The sequence below is a fragment of the Marinobacterium sediminicola genome (assembly GCF_022343685.1).
GTDB classification, from domain to species: domain Bacteria; phylum Pseudomonadota; class Gammaproteobacteria; order Pseudomonadales; family Balneatricaceae; genus Marinobacterium; species Marinobacterium sediminicola.
On sequence record NZ_CP092123.1, the window covers coordinates 255,057 to 278,883 of the forward strand.

Genomic DNA, 23,827 nt, shown 5'->3' on the forward strand with positions numbered 1-23,827 from the left:
GTAGCAGTGCTCAAAAGTAGAATTTTCTCGTAATGTATACGCAGGAGGGGTAATCCCCCCGAAAAGTAGCAGTGCTCAAAAGTAGAATTTTCTCGTAATGTATACGCAGGAGGTTCTGCATGAAGAAGTCCCGATACACCGACAGCCAGATCATGGCGATACTGAAACAAGCGGAAGCAGGTACCCCAGTTCCCGAACTATGTCGTGAACATGGGATGAGCAGCGCCACATTTTATAAGTGGCGGGCGAAATACGGCGGCATGGATGCTTCGTTGATGGCTCGGCTGAAAGAGCTTGAAGATGAAAACCGCCGCCTGAAGAAAATGTATGCTGAAGAGCGGCTGAAGGCCGAGATCGTCCAGGAAGCACTGCAAAAAAAGTGGTGAAGCCGTCTCGGCGCAAGGAGATGGCACAGACCTATGTTGCTTCCCGTGGCGTCAGTATCCGGCTTGCCTGTGCTGCCTTTGGTATCAGCGAATCCTGCTACCGGTACCAACCCAAGCTGTCATCGGAGAATGCTGAGATTGCAGATTGGTTGATCCGCCTGACTGAACAGGATTCAGACTGGGGCTTTGGTATTTGCTTTGACTACCTGCGTAATGTGAAAGGCTTCGGCTGGAACCATAAGCGCGTATACCGTATCTACTGTGAACTTGCATTGAATCTGCGCATACGGCCTCGGCGGCGCCTAAAGCGCCATAAGCCGGAGCCGTTGAAACAGCCCCTGCGACGCAACCAGGTGTGGTCGATCGACTTCATGCACGATCAGCTGTCGGATGGCAGAAGCTACCGGCTGCTCAATGTGATCGATGACTACCGGCGAGAAGGACTGGCAATAGAAGCAGGCTTCTCTCTGCCATCCATGCGAGTGATACGCACCCTGTCTCAGTTGATTGAGTGGAGGGGAAAACCATCGCACATTCGCTGTGACAACGGCCCAGAATTCATCAGTCACGAATTCACCAACTGGGCTCGTAAACATGACATCCGGATTGAGTATATTCAACCCGGCAAGCCTCAACAGAACGCTTACATCGAGCGTCACAATCGAACGCTCCGCTACAGCTGGGTCAGTAAGCATCTATTCGAAACACTGGAGGACGTTCAGGATTATGCAACGCAGTGGCTCTGGTTTTACAATCATGAGCGGCCGCACAAAGCCAATGGTGGCCAGCCACCACTAAAAGTGGCTTAGCCTCTACTTTTGGCATCAGCTAAAAAGGGGAGGATTACCCATTCGAGCGTCAATATCAGCCAGTTTCTCATCAAGTATTGCGAATAGCTCTTGAAGCCTCAACAGCTCTCCGTCCGCGAATTGGCTGTCAATAGTGATGAACAAGAAAGATGCTCCTGTTATGCATTACGTTTGCAACACGGGCAAAATTGGAGCGCAGCGGAAATTTGCTCCCAGTGCCTGCACTTGTTGGGCCTGTACCTAAGAACGGAAAATCATCATCTTAGTCCTCATCGGGCTCATGCTTTTTAAGGCTTTTAATCAGCTGTTCGTAAGAGTCTGCCTCGATCTTGTCTTTGTAGTCTGCAGCGAACTTAGTCATAAACTCTAATACATCCTGATCTCCCAATATCCAACTGACCTGGCTATTTGTTAGCGCCGCATCGACGATCTCAGTGACTTGTGATTGACTGAAATTCTCAAATCCTGCGAGCTTGGCAATTGCGCTATGCGTAGTTACAAACGCGCTGCTTCCAACAAGCTGCTGAACAGCCATTTCTTTTTCCAACTCACTGGCCAATTTGATATCTGGATAGTGTTCTTTAAAGAAAGGTGCCAAGCGGCGATAAAAAAAGACACCGGCATCTTTCTTATCCTTCCACTCACGGATTAGGAATTCTTTAGGCTTATTTTCGTCTAGCACTGAGAAATAGTCCCGATCATCAGCAATAAGGTACAGGTCCTCAGCATTGGGCACGTTCTCGAGCAAAGACTCCCAATTGATGGCATCTCCCAGCGATCCGTTCTTCCCCGGAGGGTTGCCGATGCTGATTCGGAGTTGTGCTTTCGATATCAGCTTTTCAGTAGTTTCAATGGCCTCGGCTTTGTCAAAGAGCTCCTGAATTACTTGATCGGCCTTGAGGGAGTTGCTTTCAATGTCTTCGGATATTTTCCTGACCAACGATGAATGCTGCTTTTCGAATTCTTTCTGAAGTTCGCGGAGCGTTCCATATTCTCCATAGTCTTTACACAGTGCTGGAAACTGAAGGTTCAGTTTCTGTTCCTTCAGGCGCTTCAGAGCATCAGCGATCTTCGTTTCTCGGTTGCGCCTATATTCGTCTACTGTTTGGTCAGGAAGATGAAGAGTTACATCCCCTTTCTCCAAAAGCACCTTGAGCTTACGCAGCTCTTCCAAATCATCGTTTGTAAGATGATAGAAGGACAGGAAGACGTTGGTATCAATAAATACGTTCATCGAAGTGGCTCTTTTTCTGCGGGCCGACATTTTAATCGTAAGCATGCATGTTTTGGTCATCACTAAACGACTAAGAGAGCCATGCTAAGCACTTGAGGAGAAAGGATAAAGCGAGGTATCACAGCCATTCTCTTCCGATGAAAACAAGCATGCGCGTTTTGCAGATTTGCCGTGCGCAGTATCCCGCAGCGGCCAGTCCATAGTGCTTAGATATTCTACGATTTTTCGGCGTGTTTCCAGTCAAAAATGAGCACGGCGAAGTGACAAGCAAGCGCCCAGAGTACGCGGCAGCCAACCCCGGCATATAGAAGAACAACGAAATGTGAGGGTGCCCGGCAGAGGTGTGTGGGCCTGCTGCCGGGCGGTCGGGCTTTAACGGGTGGGCGTTTATTTCAGCTTGATCGCAAAGTGCTTCACGATCGGGGCGGTAATTTCCCAGGTGCCAACGAAATCCTTTTCGATGACGAAGGCGTCGCCGGGGCCTACTTCCATGGGTTCGCCGCCGTCCGGTGTGATGATCGCCGCGCCTTCCATCAGGTGAATGAATTCCCAGCTCTCATATTGGGCATGCCAGGTGCCGGGGGTGGCTTCCCACCAGCCGCTGATCATGCTGCCGTCATCGGCGGTGTATTCGATCCAGGTGGTCATGCTGGGGTCGCCCTCAACGGCGGTCCAGCCCGGCAGAGCATCGGTGATCGGTGTAGCCTGACGGTTGGGCAAACGGGTAACGGGGGTGTTGCTCATCGTGGTGTCCTCGATAGAGCGCCGACTACGCCGGCACTCGTGTGTTGATCAGCCGGCCTTGCGGGCGGCCTGCTCCAGCGGCGCGTCGGCCAGATAGGCTTCCATCGAGTCGTCCAGTGCATCCAGCCAGGGCGTATGGTGCGGGGGCGCCATGGTGCCGGTCATCAGTGAACGATAGGAGTGGTCACGGAAGGTCATGATGTTGTCCTTCTTGTGCTGCTTCCACTCGAGGAAGGTGCGGTTGACGCCATCAATGTCGAACGTCGGGTAGTCGGTCTGTTCGATCAGGTGGAGGATGTAGGCCCCCTGGTATTCGTACATTTCCTGGGCGGTTTCCAGTGCCAGTTCCCGTTCGCGCCACGCCAGACTGTCGGCGGTCATGTCTTCCTTGGCAGGCAGGGGGATGCGACCGAGGATAATGTCACGCACAAACCAGGCTTGGGCATCGAACATGTTGAAGGAGTACCACTGGTCCTGCATGCCGATGTAGAAGAACTGCGGGTTGTCCTCCCAGACCACGCCCTTGTAGAGGTTCAGCGGCCAGAGGCGGTTGTCGGTTTTGAGGCGCAGGTCGTCGGCGAGGAAGGGGAAGTGGTGCAGGTAGCCGGTGCAGAGGATGATGGCGTCGATCTTCTTGCTGCTGCCATCCTTGAAGTAGGCGGTATCCACGTCGACGTGGGTCAGCGCCGGCTTTTCGTCCCAGTTGTCGGGCCATTTGAAGCCCATCGGCGCCGTGCGGTAGCAGCTGGTGATCGAGCGGGCACCGTACTTGTAGCACTGGGAACCGATATCCTCGGCCGAGTAGCTGGCACCGACGATGAGGATGTCCTTGTCCTTGAATTCCAGTGCATCGCGGAAGTCATGGGCATGCAGGACGCGGCCACCGAAGGTGGAGAAGCCGTCGTATTCCGGCATCTTCGGCGTGGAGAAGTGCCCACTGGCGCAGACCACGTAGTCAAAGGTTTCGCTGTAGGTAGTGTCGGTATTGTGGTCGTGGACGGCGACCGTGAACAGGCCGGTGCTGTCGTCATAGCTAACGTTGCGCACCGGGGTGTTGAAGCGGATGTATTTGCGTACATCGGCCTTCTCTACGCGCCCCTTGATATAGTCCCAAAGCACTTCGCGCGGCGGATAGGAGGCGATCTGACGTCCGAAGTGCTCCTCGAAGGTGTAGTCGGCAAACTCAAGGCACTCCTTGGGACCATTGGACCAGAGGTAACGGTACATGCTGCCGTGGACCGGTTCGCCGTTTTCGTCCAGGCCGGTGCGCCAGGTGTAATTCCACATGCCGCCCCAGTCGGCCTGCTTCTCGAAACAGACCAGTTCGGGGATGTCGGCACCCTTGGCTTCGGCTGACTGGAAGGCTCGCAGTTGGGCCAGACCACTGGGACCGGCACCGATGATGGCTACTCGCTTGTTCATGGTTATCTCCACATCAATCCTGTTGTCGGGATCAGAGCGGCCACAGGAACGTGACCATTGATAACCAAATTAACCGCGTGAACCGTCGGGAAAAATTCCCCGTTGAAGGTACCCCCGCGGGGCTACGAATGGGGGTAGGACGAGGGGGTAGAAAACGCCAGCACCACGCCTTCAACACCCAGAATGGCGCCATTGTCGGCATAGAGGCCGCGTCCCTTTTCACAGACCGGGATCAGCCGGCCATCGGCATGCTGCAAGCGGTAATGCAGCTCGAAGGTTTGCTGGCGGCTGATCGCGTCCTGTACCTGCTCCCAGACCGGATTGGCATCTTCAGGGTGAATCAGGTCGCCATAATTGAGACAGGACTGGTGGGTGAGCACCTCGGGGGCGTAACCGGTCAGCTCCAGACAGCCATCACTGACATACTCCATGCTCCAGTCCCGATTGTTGCGCCCCCGGTAGAGCATGGCCGGCAACAGGCTGACCAACTGGGTCAGGCTGCGCCACTCCGCATCCCGCTGGCGGTCGACCTGCATCCGGGTGCTGATATCGGTCAGGGTGATACTGAGTGGCCAGGGAATGCCGGGGGTGAGCGGGGCGAGTTTCAGCTCGTACCAGCGGCAGTCGTCATGCTCCGGCAGCAGCAGGCGCAGACTGACTGTGGGATCGGGTTTCAGCAGTGCCTGTTGCCACGCCGAACGGTCACCGGGATGGAGGTATTCGTGAAACAGCCGGCGGCTCGGGTGACCGCTGAGGTCATGCCAGCGGTGATTGGCCGCAAGGATATGGCCGGCGGCGTCGATGACCACCAGTGCCATATCCAGGCTGTCGAGGATTCGCTCCAGTGGAATATCGTCCCCGAGGGATGCGGACGGTCGTGACAGCAGTCGACTTAACACGGCGTCACCTCCGGCAGTGGGTGGTTGTGGACCCAGGCCGCCAGCTCCAGTCGGGAGTGCAGGTTGAGCTTGCGCAGCAGGCTTTTGACGTACACCTTGACGGTACTGTCACTGATGCCGAGCTCTCGCGCGATCAGCTTGTTGCTCAGGCCACGCGAGATCCAGACCAGCGTTTCCCGCTCACGGTCCGTCAGCACCTCGTACCAGCGATCATCTGCCGGCGCGGCGGCCGGCGTCGAGTGGGTGTCCGTTGTCTCGCCCTGCTGGCGCAGGCCTTCGCGCAACAACAGCAGCATTTCTTCATCCAGTCCCATATGGCCGTCCAGCACCGCGCCGAGACGGGTCAGCATCAGTTCGGGGTCCGTATCCTTGAGCAGATAGCCCTCCGCACCCAGACGCAGGGCTTCCATCAGGTGGGCGGGATCATCGGAGGCGGTCAACATGACCACGGGGATGTCCGCATGGGCGGCCTTGATGCTTTGCAGCAGCTCAAGCCCGTTGCTGTCGTGCATTTGCAGATCCAGCAACAGCAGGTCGGGCGGGGTGCGGTCGATCCTTTCCAGCACACCGGCAGGGCCGTCAAACTCGGCCACCACGGTGAACCGATCACTGTCCTGCAGCAGTTCGGCGACCCCGCGCCGAAACAGCGGGTGATCATCGACCAGGATGACGTTGGCATGGCTCACGGACAGATCTCCTCTGCAATCACTTCAATACAGGTGCCCTGTGCAGGCGTTGAGCTGATGCGCAGGCAGGCACCGATTTTGCGTGCGCGTTCTTCCATGATGCCCAGTCCGAAACTGTCCGGGCTGCGTTGATCGGGCAGCCCCCGGCCATCGTCCTGAATACGGATATGGAAGCCGCGGTTGTTGTGAGGCAACAGTTGCACGCTGACGTGGCGGGCATGGGCGTGGCGGACGGCGTTGCTCAGGGCTTCACGCAGGATCAGCAGCAGTTCCACCGCCACCGGTTCGGGCAGATCAAGTGGAGACAGCCGATTGTCGAGTTCGAACATGATCCCCGAGTGCTGTTCAAACTCGGTGATGGCGCATTGCAGTTCCTGCTCCAGACTGTGTTGCAGGCGGATACGGGCGCTGCTGATGAGTTCACGGGTCTGGCGGTAGGCCTGACGGGTCTGCTTGCGAATCTCCTGCAGCCGTGTGCTGAGCGCTTCGCTGGAGAGCTGAGCGGCCTGCTTTTCGAGCCGTCCGGTTTGCAGACAGAGGTAGCAGAGCTGCTGGGCAACGGAGTCATGCAGGCTGGCAGCCAGTGACTGCTGCAGTTCCTGGCGCTGACGCAGCAACTGCTGCTCCTGAGCCTGGTGAATATCCAGACCTTCACGGATCGCCTGGCCCAGATCGCGCAGCAGTTGGCTCCAGCTATCCATCGACGCTTGCGGGGGGACGGGCGATAGCATCCAGAGCTGCAGGCCACTGTCGCCATCCGGCAGACGCAGGCCCTGAATGGGTTGCTGATCAAGGGTGTCTTGACCGGAAAGCCGGTAACGATCACCTCGGCTGGCCAGATCCAGCTGGTAGAAAAGACGGGCGGTCTCCAGGCTTGCCGGTGTTCGCCCGGTACCGGTCAGGTTCCAGTTGGCATCGGCCGCGCGCCGCCAGGCCAGCCAGATGGGCAGCGAAAACCCCGAGGCCATGACGCCCTGTCGCAGCAACTCCGGCAGGCTGTCCCCAACGTCAGGATTGCGGATCAGCGTCAGCGTGATGCGATGCAGCAGTTCGCGCTGCGGACGATAGCGACGTGTGTCGGGCCGGGCATCCGAATGCAGGCGTGCAAACCAGCGTGTGAGACTGACAGCCACACTACCCTCCTGTTCCTATCTGGTGATAACTGGAAGGAAAATGCACACATCATGCCAGCATTGTTCGGGTTACCCCCGTAGAGGTAGCTCCTTTGACGCATTGCCCATTAATTACTGTAAGTAAAGAATTTTTACTGTGGATGACCGTAACTGCCTGCAGGTCGAGGCCTGCCAGAGCAGTTGCAAAACAGGGCAAAACGCCCGGTCGTGCACAGAATTGAGGCAGCTGCGACCTGAGCAGCACGTGTCGGGAGTGACAGAATGAATATGCAAATGAGTGCCCTGGCAGCAGGGGTGCCACCGGCTTCGGTCAGGCAGAGAGTGACTGCACAAGGCGCGATACAGGTATCCCTGCATCCCGGGGAGCTGATGCAGATCGAGAGCCCGGATCAGGGGCAGTGCTGCGAGCTGGTCGCGCTGGGGCCATCGGGTGCTGACGTATACGCACCCCTTGGGCTGAACGCCAACGTGCAGTCGGCGTCTGTCACCCTGGCTCATCTGAGCAGTGGCCGACCCTCGGCCCAGCGGTTGCAGCGACAGCTGGAGGGCTGGGGGATCCGTGAAGCGCAGTTGCAGCAGGCAGTGCATCTGCCCGCCGACCAGTTGCCGTTGCAGATCGAAGCCACCGAGCAGAGCGGACCGGTCAGCCTGATCCTGCTGGCGCCGGGCGAGGACATGACGCCTGACGCTCAGACAACGGTGAGTGAGCTTGAGGTGTCGCTCTGGCTGCTGCCTGAACGGACACCTGAGCTGCCCGCTCCGCTGGCGGAACCGGTACAGGAGATCCATATTCCGCACAGCAGTGCACGTGCCTACCGGGTCCGTGCCGGAGAGTGGATTCAGATCATCGACGTGGCCGGCAAGCAGTGTTCCGACTTCATCGCCTTCGATGCGGCGGCGCTTGAGCAGGGTGAAGAGGTGACGCTGGATGCGGTTGCGACCCGAACGCTGGCCGGTCATGCCTTACCTCAGCCGGGGCTTTACTCCCGCTTTGCCGACAGCCGGTTGCAGCCAATGCTGGAACTGGTGCAGGACACGGTCGGTCGTCATGACAGCTTCCTGCTGGCCTGTACCCCCAAGTATTACGAGGACAGTGGCTACTTCGGTCATGTCAGCTGTAGCGACAACTTCAACCGCACGCTGAAAGACTGGGGGGTGGCGCCGCGTGCCGGTTGGCCGGCGATCAATTTCTTTTTCAATACCCAGGTGGAGGCGTGTGGCACGGTCGGCATGGATGAGCCCTGGTCCCGTCCCGGTGACTATGTGCTGTTGCGTGCCAACCGGGACCTGATCTGTGCGTCCTCCGCCTGTCCCGATGACATTGATCCGGCCAATGGCTGGGTTCCGACCGATATCCATGTCCGCGTCTATGGCGCGGAAAACCAGTTCGAGCGCGCCATTGCCCATCGCGTGGTGCCTGAGGAGTTACCGCGCATGACCAAACAGACCGCTTTTCATAGCCGTACCTCGAAGCTAACCCGGCAGTTTGCCGAATACCGGGGCTACTGGGTGCCGACCGAATTCGAAGGCTGGGGCGCCCGTGCCGAATATCTGGCCTGCCGCGAAGCCGTGGTGTTGATGGATCTGTCACCGCTGCGCAAGTTTGAAGTGGTTGGTCCCGATGCCGAGGCCCTGCTGCAGTACGCATTGACCCGCAATGTACGCCGGCTGGCGGTGGGAGAGATCGTCTACTCGGCGGCCTGTTTTGAAACCGGTGGCATGGTCGATGACGGTACCCTGTTCCGCATGGGAGAGCAGGCTTTCCGCTGGGTGTGCGGAGACTCCTGGAGTGGTACCTGGCTGCGTGAACTGGCTGAACAGCGCGGGGATCGGGTCAGCATCCGCGAGTCCACCGATCAGCTGCACAATCTCGCGGTGCAGGGGCCCAACAGCCGGGCGCTGCTGTCGGAGCTGATCTGGCAACCGGAAAATCGGACACCGGTCAGCGAGTTGAAATGGTTCCACTTCACGATCGGTCGTCTCGGTGGTCCCGAAGGCATACCGCTGATGGTGTCCCGTACCGGTTATACCGGTGAGCTGGGGTTTGAAGTCTGGTGTCACCCGGATGACGGCGGGCAGCTGTGGGATGCGATCTGGGAGGCAGGTCAGTCCTATGGCCTGGCACCGCTTGGTTTTGATGCACTGGACATGTTACGCATCGAGGCGGGGCTTATTTTTGCCGAGCACGAGTTCTGCAATCAGACCAACCCCTACGAAGCGGGCATCGGCTTCACCGTACCGATGAAAACCAAGGAGGAGGATTTCAGCGGTCGGGACGCCCTGCAACGACAGGCACCGGAAAGTCGGCAAAGGCTGGTCGGGCTGGTGCTGGACGGCAATGAGCCGGTTCACCACGGTGACCTGGTGTATGACGGCCGCATGCCGGTGGGACAGATCACCAGTGCCACGGCGTCCCCCTTGCTGGGCAAGATGATAGCGCTCTGTCGAGTACAGCCCGCCTGGTCGGAGCCGGGAACCCGGCTGGAAGTGGGGCAACTGGACGGGTTGCAGAAGCGCTTGCCTGCCGAGGTCCGGATATTGCCGTTCCACGACCCTGAACGGCTCAGAGTAAGAAGCTGAGGCCGCAAAAGGCCGGCTTCATGAAGGCGCCCGTACGGGCGCTTTTTTTATGCCTGGATAATAAATGAACAATATGAGTGCACGCAGATGCAAAAAAAGCCCTCACATAATGCACGTTCATTATTCTGGGATATTTGTATCCTTGCGGACGGGGTGGGTCAAATGGATAGAGTGATAATTAAAATACTTATAAAACAATTAATTAAATAATCCTTGTGATAGTTTTTTATACCGGGTGCTGGTTTTGGCACATGGATTGCTTTTTCTTAACAGGAAATAAATATCACTGAAGGGCAAGGATGCTCGGGCTTAAATGCTGCGACGCAGCAAACAGAAAAGCGGATCTTTTCCGCACCAAGAGGACAAGCCTATGACTGTGGAAACCGTGGAGTCGCTCAAGGCGACATTCGAAATGCATCAGGCGATGAATGTGGAAGTGTTCTATTGGTGGTGTACCGCCATCATGTTCATGATCCACGCCGGATTCCTCGCTTACGAGATCGGCGCTTCCCGCGTCAAGAACGCCCTGACCTCAGGGATGAAGAATATTCTGACCCTCTCGGTCATCATTCCAACCTTCTACTTCTTCGGCTGGTGGATATACAACGCCTTCCCGAACGGCCTGATTCCGATCGATGCGTCGGCCGCACTGCCGTGGAGTCTGAGCATGGGACCTGATGTCCAGGATATGGGCACCGGGATCTTCTTTGCGGCCTTCGCACTGTTCGGCGCGACCACCGGCTCCATCCTGTCCGGCGCCGTAATCGAGCGTATCCGTCTCAGCGCCTTCCTGATTCTGGCCGCTATTCTCGGTTCCGCTGTCTGGATTCTGGCCGGGGCCTGGGGATGGCATCCGGATGGCTGGCTGCTGACCGAGCTGGGTTACCACGATGTGGGTGCCTCCGGTGTGGTGCATGCGGTCGCCGGTTTCTTCGCACTGGGTGTGTTGATGAACCTGGGTGCCCGTGTCGGCAAGTTCCAGAATGGCGTGGCCATGTACATTCCGCCGCACAGCCTGCCGATGGCGCTGATCGGTCTGATGATGATCATCGTCGGTTTCTTCGGCTTCCTGGGCGGCTGCATCATCTTCAACGGCGGTGAGACCGGCTGGACCACCATCTATGGCAACCCGACCAACCTGTCCGCGTTCGGCTTCAACACTCTGATGGGCTTTGCCGGTGGTGTTGTCGGTGCCTACCTGACCTCCCGTGAGCCCTTCTGGACCATGTCCGGTGGTCTGGCCGGCATCATTACCGTGGCAGCCGGTCTGGATCTCTACTATCCGGGTCTGGCCTTTGTGCTTGCCGCCAGCGGTGGTGCGCTGATGCCGATCGTGGGTCGCATGATCGAGAAGATGGGCGTCGATGATGCCGTGGGTGCGGTGGCCGTTCACGGCTTCTGCGGTTTCTACGGTGTGGTGATGGTCGGTGTGTTTGCCGCCTCCTACCCGAACGTGGGCGATCTGCCGGATATCACGCTGAGTGGCCAGCTGATTGGTGCCATTGTCATGGCGCTGACCGGTTTCATCCCGGGCTGGGGTATCTCCTATGTGCTGAAGAAACTCAACGCCCTGCGCGTACCGCCTCAGGTGGAAGTGCTCGGTCTGGACCTGGTCGAAATTCCGGCCAAGCCTTACCCGGAGTCTCTGCCGGCACAGGCGATCGTGGAAAACACTTTGGAGCCGGGCCAGGAAAAACTGGTCTGAGCCTAACCTGAAACGGCGCTGCTGCGGCAGCGCCGGATAATGCAAGATGAGTCACTAAGGGTGCGAAAGGCACCGAGGAGCACAACATGTTCTCAAGTCCGATTACCAGCTGGGAAAACGTTGCCACCTACTTTACTTTTTCCGACAGCCCGACCGGCATTGCCATCAGTCTGGCCGCGGCCGTGGGTATCTATCTCTTTCTGAATGCCAGCATCATGAAGCACGAGAAAGAGTCTTTCGACAAGCATCTGTAAACCGATTCGAGGGAGGCTTAGGCCTCCCTCGGCGCTTAGTGAGAGACGCGTTTGAGGGTTTCGGAAGGGCGCTCGCCAAAGAGGCGTCTGTAGTCGGTGGCAAACTGGCTCAGATGGTAGAAGCCCTGACTGGCCGCCGCATCGGAGATGGAGATGCTCTCGGCGGACAGCAGCTTGCGACGCACCCGGTTGAGTCGGGTGGCACGCAGGAACTGCACCGGGCTTATGCCCAGAATGCTTTCAAAACTGTACTGCAAGGTACGCCGGCTGACACAGGCCAGGTCACAGAGGGCGGTCATGGTGACCGGCAGATCACCGGCCGCATCCACATACTCCCGCACCCGATCCACGACCGCCTTGCGATGCCGGTAGCTTGGAATGACCCGTTCGTTGACTTCTGCCGTGTCCAGCAGGTTCAACAGTTGCTGGATCAGCAGGTCCTTGTGGATCTCGGTATCCATGCCCTCGTCGGCTGCTGCCAGTATCCGTGTGACCAGCAGCGACAGCTCCTCGACCTGATGTCGGCTGCTGCGCAGACGCGGGTTGTCACCGGCGACGCCGGGCTGGGTGGCGATGCCCTGGCGTGCAGCCAGGCCGAACAGTTCTTCACGCTGCACCACGATGCTGAGGATGTTGCAATCAGCCGGTGTCACCAGCTCGAAGGGGGTACTGCCGTGACGCCAGAGCAGATCTTCCTGCTCGACGGACTGGCCGTTGATGCGGAACTCTTCCCGCTTGCTCGTGATGCCGACCCAGAAGGAGTCAGGCCAGACCATGCAGTGCTGATGCAGTGCCTGATTGGTGTATTCGTTGATCAACTGGATGCCGTCAAACTGACATTCCTCGACACGGCCCTGAAAACGGCCGCTGCTGTACTGGTTATATTCCTGATTCCAGTCGGTCAGATTGAAGGCCTGTTCATTAATGTCATCCGAAACGGATATGCACCTCTGTGGTGCTTTTTGTTCTTTTTGGTGCACTTTGGCCTCTTTATTATTTTTTCGATCCAGTATGGACGCTGTATTTTGATTCTGCCAAGTCCGCACCATCGTATTTACTCCTGCCCATGCACTTTTGCCAATTTTTGATAACCGGCGTTTGCACGCTCTCGTTACGCTGAAAGAGCTAGCAATATCCATTCCCTTTCGTTGGGAGGCAGCGAAAGGGAATGGGCATCGACAACGAATAAGGTTATTGATCAGGAGAATGCTCATGGCAAATACGATCGATCAGGACTATCTGGCCAAGCGCCAGCTCAAGAAGGGGACCGCGGGCTGGGTCCTGCTGGCGGGTCTTGGGGTGTCCTACGTTATATCCGGCGACTTTGCCGGCTGGAACTTTGGCCTTGCCGAAGCGGGCTGGGGTGGCTTTGCCATCGCGGCCGCACTGATGGCGACCATGTACTTTGCGCTGGTGCTCTCGCTTGCCGAGATGTCGGCGGCGATCCCGGCGGCTGGTGGCGGCTACAGCTTTGCCCGCCAGACCATGGGTACTACCGGGGGCTACCTGACGGGGCTGGCGGTATTGATCGAGTACGCACTGGCACCGGCGGCGATCGTGATCTTTATCGGCGCCGCCGTTGAGGAGTTGCTGGGAATCAACGGTCCCTGGGTTTACGCGCTGTTTTACGCCATTTTCATCGGCATCCATCTGGCCGGTGTCGGTGAGGCGCTGAAAACCATGATGGTAATCAGCGGATTGGCGGTGGTGGCTATTCTGGCCACGGCGATTGCGTTGATCGGTGATTTTGAGACGGCCAACCTGTTCAATATCGCGCCGACCGATGCGGCTGGTGCCAGTGAGATACTGCCGTTCGGCTGGTACGGCGTCTGGGCCGCACTGCCCTTTGCCATGTGGCTGTTTCTTGCTGTGGAAGGGGTTCCTCTGGCGGCAGAAGAAGCGCGCGACCCCGCCCGTGACATGCCCAAGGGCATCATCGGTGCCATGATTGTGTTGCTGTTCACTGCGGCGCTGGTCATGTTCCTGCTGGCGGGTGCCGCCGGCGCTGATGCGATCGGCAGCAGCAGCGTACCGCTGGTGGATGCGCTCAAGGCAACCGGCAGCAGTGGTCTGGCGACGGCGATCAACGTGCTGGGCCTGACCGGTCTGATCGCTTCCTTCTTCTCGGTGATCTATGGCTACAGCCGTCTGGTGTTCGCCCTGTCCCGTGCCGGCTATCTGCCCAAGGCGCTTTCGCTGACCAGCAAGCGCAAGGCGCCGACCTGGGCGCTGATCGTGCCGGGCATCTTCGGTTTTCTGGTCTCGCTGACCGGCGAAGGTGACCTGATTCTGGGCATGGCGGTGGTGGGGGCGACCATTTCCTACGCACTGATGGCCCTGAGCCATATCCTGCTGCGCCTGCGTCGTCCGGAGCTGAAACGCCCCTACAGGACCCCGGGCGGCATCTTCACCTCATCCATTGCGCTGGTGCTGTCGCTGGTGGCAATGACCGGTGTTTACGCCTTTGATCCGCGCGCCTTCAACTACACCCTGGTGCTGTTCGTCATTGGTGCCGTCTACTTCTTCGTCTACGGCCGACGTCATCTGGTCGCCAAATCCGCCGATGAGGAGCTGGCACTGATTCTCGATGCGGAACACGATCTTGATGAAATGGACGGTGTTCACCTGCCTGAAGCCGAGTTGCCGCTGCAGGCTGATACATCTCGCGCCTGAATATCAGGCCCGCACCTTTGGGTGCGGGTTTTCTGGCAGTAAATGTTTTTACAGGATGGAGATAATCAGATGTATACCGATACTCTGGTGAATACTCTCAGGGCGGAACTGGGACAGTGTCTTGAATATTGGCAGATGCCGGCTGACGCTCATATCGATTTACTGACGACGTCTGAAAATGCCACTTTTATTTCCCGTGACCGTCACACGGATCGGAAAATAATTATCCGTGTGCATCGGCCTGATTATCATGTGCGCGAGGAAATTGAATCAGAACTGGCATGGATAAACGACCTGCGTGCCTCGGGGCGGGTCCATACACCATCACCGCTGGATACCCGAAACGGCAGCCCGGTGATCAGTGTGAATGCCGAAGGGCGCGACTTTTTTGCCGTGGGTTTTGAACATGTGAAGGGGGCTGAGCCCGATGTCGGGCAGAGCCTGCCCCACTGGTTCGAGAAGCTGGGCGCGGTGACAGCCAGGCTGCATCAGCACAGCCGGGACTGGCAGCCGCCGGAGTGGTTCGTACGCAAGCGCTGGAATCTGGACACCATGATTGCCCCTGACGGCCTGTGGGGCGACTGGCGTGATGCCCCGGGGCTAACGTCGGTTGATGAGGCCCTGATCAATGCAGCGATCGGGCGCATCGAGCAGGCGATTGCCGACTACGGGCAGGGCGCTGGTCGCTATGGGCTGGTGCATGCGGATCTGCGTCTGGCCAACCTGCTGGTGGACGGGGACCGGCTGTCGATCATCGACTTCGATGACAGCGGCTTCTGCTGGTATGCCTATGACTTTGCGGCGGCGATCAGCTTCTACGAACTGGACCCGATCATCCCGCAGCTGCGCGAGGCCTGGGTACAGGGCTATCGCTCGGTCGCCGAATTTACCGCGGCGGATGAAGCGATGCTCGATACCTTCGTCATGATCCGGCGCATCATGCTCAGTGCCTGGCTGGCCTCGCATGCCGACAGCGAGGGGGCACAGGGCCTGATTGATGGCTACATCGAAGGGACAGCCCAGCTGGCCCGACAGTATTTGCAGGATCATGGCTGAGGCGAGGAGGCATTACCGTGAGCGATATCCGTGGCATTCTGGATCAGAATGCATTCAGTTTCGATCGTCTTCAGCAGACCGATGAGCGGATCAGGGCGCTGGTGCGCAAGCGTCTGGAAACCGTTGGCCCCACCTCGATGCTGTTCTATGAGGAGCCCCTGCACATCGTCCGGGGCGAAGGGGTCTGGCTGTTTGACGATCAGGGACAGCGCTATCTGGATGTGTACAACAATGTACCCTCTGTCGGGCACTGTCACCCAAGAGTGGTGCAGGCGGTGGCCGAGCAGATGGGCACGCTGAATGTACACACCCGCTATCTGCATGAAGGCATACACCGGTATTCAGAGCGCTTGCTGGCCACGCTGCCACCGCCTTTGAACCGTCTGGTGATGATGTGCACCGGCAGTGAAAGCAACGATATGGCCCTGCGTCTGGCGCGTCAGTGGACTGGGCAGCAGGGTATCATCGTCACCGAGGCGGCCTACCATGGCAACACCTCGGCCGTGACCGAGGTGTCGCCCTCATCTTTCAAGAAAGGCACGCTGCCCGAGCATGTGCATGTCATCCCGATTTCGCTGATGCCTGAGCAGGCCGACCCTTCCGCCTGGTTTGCCGATCAGGTGCGTGCTGGTGTGGCGCGTCTGGATGCGCTGGGATACGGCTGTGCCGCACTGCTGGTGGATTCGATCTTCTCCAGCGACGGCATCTTTGCCGACCCGCCCGGCTTCCTCAAGCCGGCGGTGGAATGGCTCCAGGCCAGGGGCATGCTGTTCATTGCCGATGAGGTCCAACCCGGTTTCGGCCGCACCGGCCATAGCATGTGGGGCTTCGAACGTCATCAGATTACGCCGGACGTGGTTACCATGGGCAAACCGATGGGGAACGGCTTCCCGATGTCAGGGCTGGCGGCGCGGGAAGAGCTGCTGGCTGCACTCAATGACGATGTGGGCTACTTCAATACCTTCGGCGGTTCGACCGTTGCGGTGGCTGCCGGCATGGCGGTGCTGGATGTGCTGGCAGAGGAAGCGCTGATTGCCAATGCCCGTCAGCAGGGTGATTATCTGAAGCAGCAGCTCGAGGGACTGCAGTCTACCCTTGAGGAGGTGGCCGCGGTGCGGGGGGCAGGCCTGTTCATCGGCCTTGACCTGTGCAACCCGGCCCGGGACGGCGCGCCGGATGCAGGCCGGACCACGGCGGTCATCAACGACCTCAAGCGTAACGGGGTGCTGATCGGTGCCGCCGGCAAGTCCGGCAGCACGCTGAAAATCCGTCCGCCGCTCTGTATCGCACGGGCTGAAGCGGACCTGTTTCTGGATCGGCTTGAACAGTCGATCAGGGCAACGGCGGGGTGAGTCGCATGGGCTATCACGTTGATATTGGTCAGACCCGGTATGCCTTCCCGGACCTGAAAACCCTGATGGCGAAGGCGACGCCGCTGCGCTCCGGCGATTGTCTGGCGGGCATCGCGGCGGAGAACGCCACCGAGCGGGTGGCGGCGCAGCGCTGCCTGGCCGAGGTGCCGCTGAAACAGTTCCTGAACGAGGCGCTGATCCCCTATGAACAGGACGAAGTCACCCGGCTGATCCTCGATACGCATGATGCTGCAGCCTTCACGCCGGTCGCTCATCTGACGGTGGGCGACTTCCGTGACTGGCTGCTGTCCGATCATGCGAGCCACGAGAGCCTGAGCGCACTGGCGCCGGGGCTGACGCCGGAGATGGTGGCCGCCGTGTCCAAGATCATGCGGATACAGGATCTGATTCTGGTGGCGCAGAAAACCGAAGTGGTCACCCGCTTTCGCAACACCATCGGTCTGAGCGGCAGAATGTCCACGCGGCTGCAGCCCAATCACCCCACCGATGACCCGGCCGGCGTCGCCGCCAGCGTGCTGGATGGCCTGCTCTATGCCAATGGCGATGCGGTGATCGGCATCAACCCGGCCACCGACAACTACCATGCAGTGACCCGGCTGATGCACTTGCTCGACGAGGTGATCCAGCGCTACGAAATCCCCACTCAGTCCTGCGTGCTGACCCATGTCACCACCCATCTGGAGGCGATCAATCGGGGCGCGCCGGTGGATCTGGTGTTTCAGTCCATTGCCGGTACTCAGGCGGCCAACGACAGTTTCGGCATCAGCCTGTCGATTCTGGACGAGGCGCACAAGGCGGCGCTGGAGCTGGGGCGCGGCACCGTGGGCCAGAACGTCATGTACTTCGAGACCGGTCAGGGCAGCGCGCTGTCGGCCAATGCCCATCATGGCGTTGACCAGCAGACCTGCGAGACCCGCGCCTATGCCGTGGCGCGCCGTTTTGATCCGCTGCTGGTGAATACCGTGGTCGGCTTTATCGGCCCGGAGTACCTGTACGACGGCAAGCAGATCATCCGCGCCGGGCTGGAGGACCACTTCTGCGGCAAATTGCTGGGCCTGCCGATGGGCTGTGACATCTGCTACACCAACCACGCTGAAGCGGACCAGGACGACATGGACATGCTTCTGACTCAGCTGGGCGTGGCCGGGATCAATTTCATCATGGGCATACCCGGCTCCGACGACATCATGCTCAACTACCAGACCACCTCGTTTCACGATGCCCTCTACGTGCGTGAGGTACTGAACAAGCCGCCGGCACCTGAGTTTGCCGCCTGGCTGGAGAAGATGGGCATTTTCGGCGCGGACAATCGGCTGGCCAGCGGTTCAACGCTGCCGCCGCCCTTTGCCCATCTTCAGGACCGGTTGTAAGGAGGCCTGATTGTGGAAAAGAATCCTGTGGATAAACATCAGATCGTAACGTCCAACAGCTGGGCCAGCCTGCGCCGCCATACCGATGCCCGCATCGGACTCGGCCGCAGCGGCATCAGCCAGCCGACGGCGCCTCAGCTGGAGTTCCAGCAGGCTCATGCCCGCGCTCGGGATGCCGTGCATATACCGCTGGATGTGAAGCAGCTGAAGACTGAATTGATGGAAGCCGGGCTGCAGAGCCTGTTGCTGCACAGTCAGGCGGAGGATCGCGCAACCTACTTGCAGCGGCCGGACAAGGGGCGGCGGCTGGATGCCGATTCGGCGGCATTGCTGAAGCAGGTGAGCGAACAGCAACCCGCCAGCGACGCGACCATCGTGATCGCCGACGGTCTTTCGTCCACGGCAGTACAGCGCCATGCAGCGCGGGTCGCGGCCGAGGTGGACCGGCGTCTGGCGGCTGAAGGACTGACCCGATCACCGGTCTGCATCGTGCAGCAGGGCAGGGTCGCCGTGGGGGACGAAGTCGGTGAGTTGCTGGACAGTCGAGTAGTGATCCTGCTGGTGGGCGAGCGACCGGGCCTCAGCTCGCCGGACAGTCTGGGCATCTACTACACCTACAACCCGCGTGTCGGCCTGACCGATGCCGCCCGCAACTGCATCTCCAACATCCGCCCGGCCGGTATCTCGCCGCAGGATGCGGCCGAACGCCTGCTGTGGCTGGTCAGGGAGTCCCTGCGGCGCAAACTCTCCGGTGTCGAGCTGAAGGACGAATCCGGTGACGCCGAGGCGCTGGAAGGGGATGGTCGTCGTAATTTCCTGCTGGATTAGATCGCGAATGCGAGCACCGGAGCCCGAGGGTATGGGCTTTTGGTGCACGCCCGCTGAAACAGGAAAAATATGTGTTCTCGACTAAACTGCTGGACAGTCGCACTGTTTTGCGGCATTAATTAGACGGTCGTCTAATTAACAGGGCCGCCTTTGGGCCGCTAACGTTCAGCACGCAGGAGGACATATGTTCAAGGCTATCGTACTCGACAAGGCAGAAGATCAGCAGACCGTTGCATTCAAAGAGCTGGACGATGCCCAGTTGCCCGAAGGTGATGTGACCGTGCGGGTGGCGTATACCACCATGAACTACAAGGACGCGCTGGCGCTGACCGGCAGTGCGCCGATCGCCAAGAGTTATCCCATGGTGCCGGGCATCGACTTTGCCGGCGTGGTCGAGTCGTCTGACAACCCGGATTTCAAGCCGGGCGATCAGGTGGTCCTGAACGGCTGGGGTGTGGGTGAGAAGCACTGGGGCGGTTTGGCCGAGAAGGTCCGTGTGCCGGGCGACTGGCTGATCCCGCTGCAGGCGCCGTTTACAGAGCGTCAGGCGATGGGGCTGGGGACTGCCGGATACACGGCGATGCTCTGTGTGCTGGCGCTTGAGAAACAGGGCGTGAAACCCGAAGACGGCCCGATTCTGGTCACTGGTGCCGCTGGCGGCGTCGGCAGTGTGGCCGTGGCGGTTCTGGCCAAGCTGGGTTACGACGTGGCGGCCATGACCGGTCGCCCGGAAGAAGCCGACTTCCTCAAAATGCTGGGAGCATCCAGTATCGTGGACCGTGCCGAGTACAGCGAGAAAGGCCGTCCGCTGGCGAAAGAGCAGTGGGCCGGTGCCATCGACGTGGCCGGTGGTCAGGTGCTGGCCAACGTCTGTGCAGCAATGAAATACCGCGGTGTGGTGGCCGCCTGTGGGCTGGCTGCGGGTATGGGCTTCCCGGCCACGGTCGCGCCATTCATTTTGCGAGGCGTGACGCTGGTCGGTGTGGACAGCGTGATGGCCCCCAAGGCTGAACGCCTGGAGGCCTGGCAGCGTCTGGCACAGGACCTGGATATCAACAAGCTGGAAAACCTGATCACCGACGTACCGTTCGAGCAGGTGATCGATCAGGCCGCGCTGATGATGAAGGGCCAGATCCGCGGACGCATCGTGGTGCCGGTTGCCGGCGAATAATGATCAGGGATGAGAGTCCCGACAATCAGGAGAGTCGTAATGAGTGCAGTTGAACAACAGGCCATCAGCCGTTTCCCGGTGCCGGAGCTGTCCGAAATGCCGGAGGACATCCGCGAGCGGATACTGGCAGTACAGGAGAAAGCCGGTTTTGTCCCCAACGTGTTTCTGGTGCTGGCACATCGACCGGAGGAGTTCCGTGCCTTCTTTGCCTACCATGATGCCTTGATGGAAAAGCCGGGCAACCTGACGATTGCCGAGCGAGAAATGATCGTGGTGGCGACCAGCAATCTGAACCAGTGCCAGTACTGCGTGGTGGCCCACGGGGCCATCCTGCGCATCCGCGCCAAGGACCCGCTGATAGCCGATCAGGTGGCGGTCAACTATCGAAAGGCTGATATCACTGAACGCCAGAAGGCGATGCTGGATTTCGCCATCAAGGTGTCAATGCAGGCCTATGCGGTGGGTGAGGAGGACTTCGCAGCCTTGAAGGCCCATGGCTTCGACGAGGATGATATCTGGGATATCGCGGCGATCTCATCCTTCTTCGGCCTGTCCAACCGTATGGCCAACGTGACCAGCATGCGTCCGAACGCCGAGTTCTACAGCCTCGGTCGCCAGCCACGCTGAGACAATCGACAGGGGCACCCAAGGGTGCCCTTTTTCACGTTTGCAGGCGGAGAAAAAAGCCTTCAGCAAAGATATCCAGCGGACGTGTTGACGCTTCCAGCTTGGCCCTGAGGACGGCGCCTTCCCAGCCGATCCAGAACCAGGCGGCCAGATGCTCGCAATCCAGGTCAGCCGGAATTTCGTTCTGCGCCTGAGCGTCGCGCAGGCAGCGGGCGGTCCGTTGTTGCCAGTCTTCGAAAACGCCACTCAGCTGCTCACGGAACGACTCCGGCAACAGGCTCATCTCCTGACCCAGGTTGCCGACCAGACAGCCGCGCCGAAAGGCATAACGGGCCATCCCCTGACCGGCATCATCAATGAAGTTGCGCAGCCGCTGCAGGGGGGCAATGTCAGTGTTGAGCAGGAAACGATCGAGTTTGCGTGCGAAGTACTCGGCATAGGCATCGATCAGCGCCTGGCCAAAGGCTTCCTTGCTCTTGAAGTAGTGATAAAAAGAGCCTTTGGGCACGTTCACCGAGCGCAAAATCTGGTCAATGCCGACCGCGGAATAGCCTTTCTCGGTCAGAATGGCGAGACCGGCCTGAATCAGGGCCTGACGGGTTTCGGCATAGGGGCGGGCACTGTCCTTGGGCGGTCGGCCGCGCCGGCGCATGGGCTTGTCGGGGTGGTCGCTTGGCATGATGTCTCGCGGTTTCAATACTGAACGGATTATCGGCAGTATTAGACCGGGTGTCTAGTTTTTGCCCTCAGGGCATTAAACGTCTTTTTCCCGAGTGTCTTTGGCTTCATGGATCAAGCGGCCGAGTTCCGTCTGCTGCTTGAGTGCACATACCCTGAGTTGTTCCTGACGCATCTGCCTGATCGCTTCCAGCGGGTCGGCGGCTGCTGGCTGCTGGCTCATTGCCGGGCGTTCGGTGAGTTCGATCGAGTCTTTCACGGTCAGTTTCCCCTGAATCTCATGGGTGGCGTAATGACACAATTCTAACCGTTTTACCTGTAACGGAGGCAGGGGCGGCAGGCTTTCGCTGAGACTGGCCAGGCGGCGGTGGACGGCGTCCAGTCGCATGGCCTGTTGATAAAACCCCAGAGTGATATGGGGACGGTAGTCACGGGCAGGCGAGTCTTCGGCACTGACCGATGCCAGTGTCTGGCGAATCCGTAACAGCTGACTATCTCCGGCGGAAATGCCCAGCCAGGGGGCGGTGCTGAATGTGGATAACTCATCTGCCACCAGTGTCATCACCGGCAACCCGAGTTGCTGCAGGGCATTGGCCTGCTGGCGGGCGTGGTGGTCGGCAAAATGACGGTTATCCACAAGGCCTGCTGCGAACAGTGTGATGTGTGGCTGGCGATCGTAACCGGGGTGCAGCAGCGGGGCCAGTTGCTGTTGCAGATATTCGATGCGCGCGATCCAGGCAGGCTCTTCTACCGGCAGTGTCCAGACGGCGTAATGACGAATGCCCCGGTGCCATTCGGGAAAGTCCCGCAGCTCGGTCGCCAGCGTGTGGGTATCGCCCGATGTCATCCTGTGCACAACTCCTTCATCGGTGTCTGGTATGCTCTGGGGTATCGTCGATCGCCTGTCTTCCCGGAGCTTCGCCAGTATGCATGACCACTCCCTTCGTGACCAAATCGTTGCCGAAGTGCACGCTCGTCCGTTCCAGAAACTCAGTGGGCCGCTGGCGCTGTGCCATCAGGCCATTTTGTATGATGGTGTCGGCGAGGATGCCGTCAATCGCAGCGTACGTGATCTGGCCAGCCGGCGCGGGCTGCCGTTGCCGGAGAACGGCGAGGGGTTCTTCTTTTCCCGTAACGAGCGCTGGGCACTCAGATTCGAACCGCATGGCGAGTTCTACAGTCTGACGCTCTATGCACTGGCGACGACCGAGCCGCCGGCCTTTTCCAATGAGGAATGTGGTCAATTGCCGGGTGCCTATCTCTGTGGTGTCGAGGTGATCTGCCAGCCCCAGATCGAGATGGATCTGGAGCCGTTGCTGGAACAGCACTTTGGCGATCATCAGGTGTCCGGCTCGTCGGTGATGGGGTCAGCCGGGCAGGTGTTTACCGATTTCCGGGAGCGGGCTGACAGCCGCATGAGCCGGGTACTGGTGCTGCAGCAGCCGAAAATGATCGATTATCGCTGCGGACGATTGTTGCAGAGGATCTGCGAAATCGACACCTATCGCCATATGGCACTGCTGGGCCTGCCGATGAGTAATGATGTTATGCCTCAGGTTACCGAGCTGGACCGGGCGCTGGCGGAGACGGTGGCGGCTATTGCCGAAGCACGCCGTGAGCCGGCGGAGCTGGTGAACCAGCTGATGTTGCAGGCCGCGCAGGTGGAAGAGCTGTCGGCCCGCAGTGCCAACCGCCTGGCCGCATCCGAAGCCTATTTTGCGTTGCTCTACAGTCGCATTGAAGAACTGCGGGAGGAGCGGTTGGAGGGGATTCAGACCATCGAGCAGTTCATGGACCGGCGATTGGACCCGGCACGGCGCACCTGCCGTGCCACCGGTGAGCGGGTCGAACGACTGTCGAAACGCATTGCCCGCTCCACCGAGTTGATCCGCTCACAGGTCGATCTTTCCATCGAAGGGCAGAACAAGGACCTGCTGGAGGGCCTGAACCGCCGGGCCCGCCGCCAGATCCGTATGCAGGCCAAGCTGGAAAGCTTCACCGTGATCGTGGTGACCTACTATGCCTTCGACCTGATCGACCGTACGCTAAGGAACATCCTCGGCGATACCGAGCTGGAGCGCCAGTTGTCACTGGGACTCAGCCTGCTGGTGCCGCTGTTGGCCCTGGGCCTGTTCTGGTACCTGCGCCGATTGCTCAAGGGCTACGATGACGAGTAAAGCGCCGTCACCCGGGCCGTGA

At 59.2% G+C, this 23,827-nt stretch carries 21 protein-coding genes; 12 read left to right on the forward strand and 9 right to left on the reverse strand.

Annotated features, from left to right (window positions below; translation table 11 throughout):
* Positions 1-119: 119 nt before the first annotated feature.
* A protein-coding gene (locus tag LN244_RS01195) for an IS3 family transposase (protein WP_239039826.1) occupies positions 120-1,195 on the forward strand; the annotation gives its coding sequence in 2 pieces (ribosomal slippage) (positions 120-369 and positions 369-1,195; 1,077 coding nt in all).
* Positions 1,196-1,457: 262 nt separating this feature from the next.
* Here the strand turns inward: LN244_RS01195 and LN244_RS01200 are convergent.
* The 6 genes from LN244_RS01200 to LN244_RS01225 form a co-directional block, all read right to left on the reverse strand.
* Positions 1,458-2,429 carry a PIN domain-containing protein gene (locus tag LN244_RS01200; RefSeq protein WP_239041042.1) on the reverse strand — a complete coding sequence of 324 codons (972 nt, stop codon included), beginning with the start codon at positions 2,427-2,429 and terminating at the stop codon, positions 1,458-1,460.
* A gap of 387 nt (positions 2,430-2,816) precedes the next feature.
* The gene (locus LN244_RS01205; RefSeq protein ID WP_239041043.1) at positions 2,817-3,173 is read right to left on the reverse strand and encodes a cupin domain-containing protein; all 357 of its coding nucleotides are present in this window, start codon (positions 3,171-3,173) and stop codon (positions 2,817-2,819) included.
* A 48-nt stretch (positions 3,174-3,221) separates the two neighbouring features.
* Positions 3,222-4,595, reverse strand: a complete 1,374-nt coding sequence (locus LN244_RS01210) for an NAD(P)-binding domain-containing protein (protein ID WP_239041044.1) — start codon at positions 4,593-4,595, stop codon at positions 3,222-3,224.
* A gap of 122 nt (positions 4,596-4,717) precedes the next feature.
* Positions 4,718-5,494 (reverse strand): PAS domain-containing protein, encoded by a 777-nt coding sequence (locus LN244_RS01215; RefSeq protein WP_239041045.1) that lies wholly within the window; start codon positions 5,492-5,494, stop codon positions 4,718-4,720.
* Positions 5,488-6,180, reverse strand: a complete 693-nt coding sequence (locus tag LN244_RS01220) for a response regulator (RefSeq protein ID WP_239041046.1) — start codon at positions 6,178-6,180, stop codon at positions 5,488-5,490. The genes LN244_RS01215 and LN244_RS01220 overlap by 7 nt, the downstream gene beginning before the upstream one ends.
* Positions 6,177-7,313: a sensor histidine kinase gene (locus tag LN244_RS01225; protein WP_239041047.1), complete on the reverse strand. Its 1,137-nt coding sequence runs from the start codon at positions 7,311-7,313 to the stop codon at positions 6,177-6,179. The genes LN244_RS01220 and LN244_RS01225 overlap by 4 nt, the downstream gene beginning before the upstream one ends.
* 261 nt (positions 7,314-7,574) lie before the next feature.
* Between LN244_RS01225 and LN244_RS01230 the strand changes: the two genes are divergently transcribed.
* From LN244_RS01230 to LN244_RS01240, 3 genes are all read left to right on the forward strand, one after another.
* On the forward strand, positions 7,575-9,893 hold the full coding sequence (locus LN244_RS01230; RefSeq protein WP_239041048.1) for a DUF1989 domain-containing protein: 2,319 nt from the start codon (positions 7,575-7,577) through the stop codon (positions 9,891-9,893).
* Between the two features lie 370 nt (positions 9,894-10,263).
* Complete coding sequence (locus LN244_RS01235) at positions 10,264-11,598, forward strand: ammonium transporter (protein ID WP_239041049.1); 1,335 nt, start codon at positions 10,264-10,266, stop codon at positions 11,596-11,598.
* 86 nt (positions 11,599-11,684) lie between these two features.
* The gene (locus LN244_RS01240; RefSeq protein WP_239041050.1) at positions 11,685-11,852 is read left to right on the forward strand and encodes a hypothetical protein; all 168 of its coding nucleotides are present in this window, start codon (positions 11,685-11,687) and stop codon (positions 11,850-11,852) included.
* Between the two features lie 35 nt (positions 11,853-11,887).
* Here LN244_RS01240 and LN244_RS01245 read toward each other — a convergent pair whose 3' ends face one another.
* The gene (locus tag LN244_RS01245; protein WP_239041051.1) at positions 11,888-12,832 is read right to left on the reverse strand and encodes a helix-turn-helix domain-containing protein; all 945 of its coding nucleotides are present in this window, start codon (positions 12,830-12,832) and stop codon (positions 11,888-11,890) included.
* A 232-nt stretch (positions 12,833-13,064) separates the two neighbouring features.
* On the opposite strand from LN244_RS01245, the gene eat reads away from it, so the two are divergent.
* From eat to LN244_RS01280, 7 genes are all read left to right on the forward strand, one after another.
* Positions 13,065-14,525, forward strand: coding sequence for an ethanolamine permease (gene eat / locus LN244_RS01250; protein ID WP_239041052.1), 1,461 nt, complete (start codon positions 13,065-13,067; stop codon positions 14,523-14,525).
* Positions 14,526-14,594: 69 nt separating this feature from the next.
* Complete coding sequence (locus tag LN244_RS01255) at positions 14,595-15,581, forward strand: phosphotransferase enzyme family protein (protein WP_239041053.1); 987 nt, start codon at positions 14,595-14,597, stop codon at positions 15,579-15,581.
* 17 nt (positions 15,582-15,598) lie between these two features.
* The gene (locus LN244_RS01260; protein ID WP_239041054.1) at positions 15,599-16,933 is read left to right on the forward strand and encodes an aspartate aminotransferase family protein; all 1,335 of its coding nucleotides are present in this window, start codon (positions 15,599-15,601) and stop codon (positions 16,931-16,933) included.
* Positions 16,934-16,938: 5 nt separating this feature from the next.
* On the forward strand, positions 16,939-18,324 hold the full coding sequence (locus tag LN244_RS01265) for an ethanolamine ammonia-lyase subunit EutB (protein ID WP_239041055.1): 1,386 nt from the start codon (positions 16,939-16,941) through the stop codon (positions 18,322-18,324).
* 12 nt (positions 18,325-18,336) lie between these two features.
* Positions 18,337-19,152, forward strand: coding sequence for an ethanolamine ammonia-lyase subunit EutC (eutC, locus tag LN244_RS01270; RefSeq protein ID WP_239041056.1), 816 nt, complete (start codon positions 18,337-18,339; stop codon positions 19,150-19,152).
* 184 nt (positions 19,153-19,336) lie between these two features.
* The gene (gene acuI, locus LN244_RS01275) at positions 19,337-20,323 is read left to right on the forward strand and encodes an acrylyl-CoA reductase (NADPH) (RefSeq protein ID WP_239041057.1); all 987 of its coding nucleotides are present in this window, start codon (positions 19,337-19,339) and stop codon (positions 20,321-20,323) included.
* A 39-nt stretch (positions 20,324-20,362) separates the two neighbouring features.
* A complete protein-coding gene (locus LN244_RS01280) occupies positions 20,363-20,950 on the forward strand; it encodes a peroxidase-related enzyme (RefSeq protein WP_239041058.1) in 588 nt (195 codons plus the stop codon).
* 34 nt (positions 20,951-20,984) lie between these two features.
* Here LN244_RS01280 and acuR read toward each other — a convergent pair whose 3' ends face one another.
* Positions 20,985-21,629, reverse strand: coding sequence for an acrylate utilization transcriptional regulator AcuR (gene acuR, locus LN244_RS01285; protein ID WP_239041059.1), 645 nt, complete (start codon positions 21,627-21,629; stop codon positions 20,985-20,987).
* Positions 21,630-21,704: 75 nt separating this feature from the next.
* On the reverse strand, positions 21,705-22,475 hold the full coding sequence (locus LN244_RS01290) for a 2'-5' RNA ligase family protein (RefSeq protein ID WP_239041060.1): 771 nt from the start codon (positions 22,473-22,475) through the stop codon (positions 21,705-21,707).
* A gap of 31 nt (positions 22,476-22,506) precedes the next feature.
* On the opposite strand from LN244_RS01290, the gene LN244_RS01295 reads away from it, so the two are divergent.
* Positions 22,507-23,805 carry a DUF3422 domain-containing protein gene (locus LN244_RS01295; RefSeq protein WP_239041061.1) on the forward strand — a complete coding sequence of 433 codons (1,299 nt, stop codon included), beginning with the start codon at positions 22,507-22,509 and terminating at the stop codon, positions 23,803-23,805.
* Positions 23,806-23,827: the final 22 nt, after the last annotated feature.